General features: G+C 45.6%; 5 protein-coding genes and 1 other RNA gene. All 6 read left to right on the forward strand.

The window, feature by feature from the left end:
* Positions 1-160: 160 nt before the first annotated feature.
* Positions 161-883, forward strand: a complete 723-nt coding sequence (locus tag ACP5SG_RS09210; protein WP_237888102.1) for a zinc ribbon domain-containing protein — start codon at positions 161-163, stop codon at positions 881-883.
* A gap of 116 nt (positions 884-999) precedes the next feature.
* Positions 1,000-1,362, forward strand: an RNA gene (rnpB, locus tag ACP5SG_RS09215) — RNase P RNA component class A.
* Positions 1,363-1,405: 43 nt separating this feature from the next.
* Complete coding sequence (panB, locus tag ACP5SG_RS09220; RefSeq protein WP_237888103.1) at positions 1,406-2,251, forward strand: 3-methyl-2-oxobutanoate hydroxymethyltransferase; 846 nt, start codon at positions 1,406-1,408, stop codon at positions 2,249-2,251.
* Between the two features lie 301 nt (positions 2,252-2,552).
* Complete coding sequence (locus tag ACP5SG_RS09225; protein ID WP_428123883.1) at positions 2,553-3,173, forward strand: TetR/AcrR family transcriptional regulator; 621 nt, start codon at positions 2,553-2,555, stop codon at positions 3,171-3,173.
* Positions 3,170-4,807 (forward strand): TolC family protein, encoded by a 1,638-nt coding sequence (locus tag ACP5SG_RS09230; protein ID WP_424661424.1) that lies wholly within the window; start codon positions 3,170-3,172, stop codon positions 4,805-4,807. Before ACP5SG_RS09225 ends, ACP5SG_RS09230 begins: the two co-directional genes overlap by 4 nt.
* Before the next feature lie 149 nt (positions 4,808-4,956).
* A partial coding sequence (locus tag ACP5SG_RS09235) for a type IV pili methyl-accepting chemotaxis transducer N-terminal domain-containing protein (protein WP_424661423.1) occupies positions 4,957-5,512 on the forward strand: 556 nt, incomplete at its 3' end.

Raw genomic sequence — 5,512 nt, forward strand, 5'->3', positions numbered from 1 at the left:
TGAAATAGTGCGTTTTTTGAAGCGAAAAGCCGACCAAATGAAATGGGATATCGAATTATTTGTTTTTGAGGGCGAGAGGTCGCCTTTTGTTTATTATCAGCCGTAGGTATCGAGTATATCTCTAAATTTAATATAAATTAAGACTTAAAAGGAGCATGCATTGAGAGCCGAACTTGAACCACTTTTAAAACTTCAAGAAATTGATCTGAAAATAAAGGACTTGGAAGCCAAAAAGGCTGAGGCACCGAAAAGGCTTGAGGCCTTGAGATGCAATCTGGCTGCAAGGGAGGCTGAGCTGGCACAGCTTACAGCGGAGCTTTCCGAGATAAAGAAGCGGAAGATCGACATAGAAGATGAATTGGAGATTGAGACGGGACGTCTTAATAAGTCTCAGCAAAAATTGAGCTCTATCAAGACCAACCGTGAATATCAGGCGCTTCTTAAGGAGATCGAAGAGATCAAGAAGGCTAACAAGACAAGGGAAGACGAGATAGTAGCCACCATGGAAGAGCTTGAGAAGATCAATATCAGCATAAAGGAAAAGGAGGCAGAAATCAATGCCATGCAAAAAGAGGTGGAGGTGGAAAATCTCCACCTAAACCAGGTTGAGAACGAAATCAATGGACAATTATACACCATGATGGAGCAAAGAGACGCTATAGCAAAAGATGCCAGGCAGGACCTCCTTTCCAGATATAATTTTTTAAGAGATAAAAGAGGCGGCGTTGTCATTGTGTCTGTTACAGGCGCCGTATGTAACGGTTGTCATATGAACCTACCCCCTCAGCTCTTCAACGAGCTTCTAAGGGATGAAAAGATCCATTATTGCCCCACTTGCCAGCGTTTGATATATGCAAAAACTAATGATAAAAATGGCGACTAGGATCCATTCTGACAATACTTTACCTTTTTCAAAAAAGGGGCCTTATATATAACTTTTGGACTTATGCTGGGATCGGGCTTGAATAAACTGCTTATCGAATTATAATATTGATTCGATGGAGATGAACGGCGATCGCTGGCGTGATACGTCAGAGGAAAGTCCGGGCTCCAAAGGGCAGGGTGGTTCGTAACACGAACCGGGGGTGACCCCAGGGAAAGCGCCACAGAAAATATACCGCCATGCCGTTTGGCGTGGTAAGGGTGAAAAGGCGAGGTAAGAGCTCACCGCTGAAGCGGCGACGCTTCAGGCATGGCAAGCCCCACCCGGAGCAAGACCAAATAGGGAGGCGTTCGAGGGTGGCCCGTCCGATGCCTCCGGGTAGGTTGCTTGAGGCGTCGGGCGACCGGCGTCCCAGATGAATGATCGTCGCCCCGTACTTAATGGGGTTACAGAACCCGGCTTATGAACATCTCCATCGATGTTTTTTCAAGTTTGTCTTCAAGCCTGTCAAAGGAGCGCCAAATGACATCATCCTCCCTTAAAGCTGCTGAAGTGTCGGGCAATAACATCCTTAGGCCATTGACTATACCTGATCTCAAAAAAAAGGCCGCTTCGGGGGAAAAGATCGCCATGCTTACGGCCTATGATTGCCCCTTTGCCGGATTTGTAGATGAAGCCGGTGCCGATATAGTCCTTGTGGGTGATTCCCTTGGGATGGTGGTCCTTGGTTACGATTCCACTGTGCCGGTTACGATGGATGAGATGCTTCACCATGCCAAGGCGGTAAGAAGGGGGGTCAAGAGGGCGCTTCTTGTTGCAGACATGCCCTTCCTTTCCTATCAGATCTCTGAAGAGGAGGCTATAAAGAATGCCGGTAGGTTTTTAAAAGAAGCTGGATGTCATGGTGTAAAGATTGAAGGTGGTCTTGATATGGCCGGTGTTATAAGGCGTGTGGTAAAGGCCGGCATCCCGGTTATGGGGCATATAGGTCTGACCCCACAGACCGTTACTGCACTTGGCGGTTACAAGGTCCAGGGAAAAGACGTCGAATCAGCCAAGAGGCTCATTGAAGACGCGTTGGCCGTAGAAGAGGCCGGTGCCTTTGCGATAGTGCTTGAGTGCATCCCGACAGGACTTGCAGGTCTTATTACGGAGAAGCTCTCGATCCCTACGATAGGCATAGGTGCAGGTCCGTTATGCAGCGGGCAGGTGCTTGTAATAAATGATATTCTGGGGCTTTTTGATCGTTTCATCCCACGTTTTGTAAAACAGTATGCGAACCTTGCCCCGCAGATCAGGCAGGCATTAAAAAATTATGTTGAGGAGGTCAGAGAGGGACGTTTTCCTCTTGAGGAAAACAGTTTTTAAGATGGCAGTCTTTTGAAGATCTTGTCATCTCGAGAATAGTGCATACTCCTCATTTGAAGGTCGTTGGGTGTCTTTTTGTCCTTGGATATTTCGTCTGGGCCGCATCTGGACAATGTCATTAAATTCTAGTCTCCATGCAAGCCTATCCACCCTTACCTCTTTGTGTCAAACTCTCAAAAAACATCTGATCAGAGCGGACCAAGCGCAATATTTTTATTTGAGTTAAAGGGATTTTTGACCCCATACGTTGAAGATTTTAAAAGTCCTTGTCTTTTGAGTAGTTACTCAATATTATTAAATTATGGATAGCGATATAAAAAAAGGGGATACTTTGACGCGCAAGGAGGCGATCATTGCAGCCGCAATAACCCTTTTTGCCCAAAAGGGCTACGCCGCCACCACTTCCGAGATAGCAAAGGCGGCAGGTGTGGCTGAAGGTACTATTTTTCATCACTTCATCAACAAGAAAGGCATTATCGTCCAGATATTTAAAAATGTGCTTGACGCCTACATAACCGGGATGCATGCATCGGCCAAAGGGGCAGCAACAGGGTTTGATGCCTTAAGTCGTACAATTGCCTTTCATTTCAGGTTCTTAGATGGACATTCTCGTGAGTTCAAGATCATAGCGAGGGATTGTCCATATCACTTGATGGATACAGATTCTGCCTTTCGTGCCGAAATTTCTAAAAGTTTTCAGAAATTAAACGAGTTCTTTAAAGATTGTCTTGATCGCGGCCAGAAAGATGGTTCAATACGCCCGATGCCGACTAAAGATATGGCCTTTGTCTTGCTCGGCATATTAAATGGCATCGGGCGCCAGAGACTCTTTTTGCCGTTTGAGACTGTAGATGCCCAGCCGTTGGTCATGGATCTTTTAAAATACGGTATTTGTAATGCCGGCACAAGGGATAGCCTATGAGACCTATGAGAATCACTTATTATATTGGTTCGTTGGGTATTGCAGTTGTGGTAATATGTTTATGGTTTCTGTGTTCGCCAGTCATCGGTGCCGCAATTGATAGGGATCCAGTTCAGATTTTGAGCTTAAGAGATGCCATTAAATACGGCATCCAACATAATCTGGATATCAAGGCGGAAGAGATGAACATACCGATAGGCAAAAAGGGTGTCGTTATAAATAAATCGGCATTTGACCCACTCTTTAGCGCATCAATAAGCTCCAAAGACCAGAAGGCGCCGGCTTCAACCATAATGACGCCTGAAGACTTTAGTATCTATCGCGATGTAAAGGCTACGGTAGGACTTCAAAAGCGTTTTTTGACAGGTCTTGAATCAAGCCTTTCCGTCTCTTCGTTAAAATCCATGAATAATTCATCTATAGACGCCCTCAGGCCACAGTATTACAACGTAGTTGTCCTTGATCTGACCCAGCCACTTTTGAAGGATTTCGGGGTTGGTGTCAATTCGGCACATATCAGGATAAGTGAAAAACAGCTCCTGCAGGCGGCTGATATCTATTTGGACAAGGCAGTACGTATAAGCGGGCAGATAGAGAATGCCTATTACAACCTGGCCTTGGCTGAGGAGATACTTGCCTGCAAGTTGGAGTCAAGGCGCTTGGCGCAAGAGCTTCTCGACGCAAACAAAGAGAAGTTCAAGGCCGGGCTTGTGCCGATTACAGAGATCGAGGAGGCGGAGACGGCAGTTGCTTCAAGAGATGAGGAGGTGATTCAGGCGAGGGCTCAGACGGAAACAGCTGTCAATAACCTGCTGGATCTTCTTGGCTGTCATTCATATTCAGATGACCCGATATGTAAAAAGACGATTAAGGTGCAGGCGCTTTCAGTGCAGGACAAGGATCTGCCGCGGCTTGATGATTCCATGACCCTAGCACTGAGACGTCGTCCTGACCTTGAGGCCCAGAGGCTGGCTGTTGAGAGCAGTGATATCAAACTTAAATATTACAGGAATCAGAGGTTGCCAAGGCTGGATTTGGAGGCAACCCTTGGCATAAACGGCCTTTCAGGCGGGGACAGACCCGTTCATTTTGTTGGGACCGACTATGCCAGTCCGCTTGTTGGTGATTACTGGGATTCTGTAAAAGACATGACACAGGACAGGCAGTGGTATGTAGGTATACGTCTTTCATATCCGATCGGCAATAGGGGCCCGGAGGCCAGGTATAGACAGGCGGACCTGGAAAAGATGCAGGCGATATATCGCCTGAAGCGCCTTGAAGATACATCTGAAACAGAGGTAAAAAATGCCTTTATTGCATCAAAAAGGGCGCTTGAACGTATAAAAGTGGCAGAGCATTTTGAAAATCTGGCACAGATTACACTTTCTCAGGAGATGGAGCGCCTAAAAGAGGGTCTTTCCGATACATTTCATATACTTAAGTATCAAAATGACGTCATAGCTGCAAAGATCAAAAAGATCACTGCAATTGCTGATTTCAACAAAGGTCTTGCCTCCCTCTACAGCGCAACAGGGACAAATCTGGAACGATATGGAATAGTTGCAGAAATCCCTGGAGATACAAACCAGGATGAGAAGCAACAATTAAGATTCCCTTTGGTGGATTCTAAATAAAAATTTGTCATCTCTGCACTGCAATGGCCAGATGATTAGGCATATTGCCAGGGAATTGTTTCTGTTGACAGTAAATTCATAAATTATTTATTATACCTTATTATCAAATAAAGACAATAAAAAGGCAATAAAATAATAGGAGAGGACTCATGAAACAACACATCCGTTCCGTCTATTCCATCCGCTTCCTTATCCCGGCCCTGGTTGCAATAATGTTCATTGCAACCATTGTCACCATATCTGTCAATTTTCTGCTTATATCCCTGCACGAAACAGACGCTGCTGCTATAAACATGGCCGGCATGGAGCGTATGCTGAGCCAGAAAATGACCAAGGATGCCGCTCTTATTGTAAAGAACGACTCAGAAGAACAAAAGGGGCGGCTCATTGATGACCTGAAAGAGGCGTCAACACTCTTTGATAACTCCCTTAAGGCGTTAAAGGACGGCGGTAAGGATTCATGGCTTTCACCAGCTACAAACGAGAGACTTGTCTCTGAATTAAATAAACTCGAAGACATCTGGAGGCCTTTTTATTCAAACGTGAAGGTCATTATGGAGGCGAAAAAAGGCTCGCAAGAGGTGGAAAGCGGGCTTAAATATTTAAATGAGCACAACCTTGAGCTTTTGAATCAGGCGGATGCCGTCACCAAGGCCCTCGAAGACCTCTCTCACCTCAAAGATACCTACGCCAAGATATTCCAAT

This window comes from Dissulfurimicrobium sp. (genome assembly GCF_049968175.1).
Classification (GTDB): Bacteria; Desulfobacterota; Dissulfuribacteria; order Dissulfuribacterales; family Sh68; genus Dissulfurimicrobium; species Dissulfurimicrobium hydrothermale.

Excerpts from the sequence above, each read along its gene's own strand:
- ACP5SG_RS09230 (WP_424661424.1), top strand. The coding sequence starts at position 3,170 with ATGAGACCTATGAGAATCACTTATTATATTGGTTCGTTGGGTATTGCA.
- panB (WP_237888103.1), top strand. The coding sequence starts at position 1,406 with ATGACATCATCCTCCCTTAAAGCTGCTGAAGTGTCGGGCAATAACATC.
- ACP5SG_RS09225 (WP_428123883.1), top strand. The coding sequence starts at position 2,553 with ATGGATAGCGATATAAAAAAAGGGGATACTTTGACGCGCAAGGAGGCG.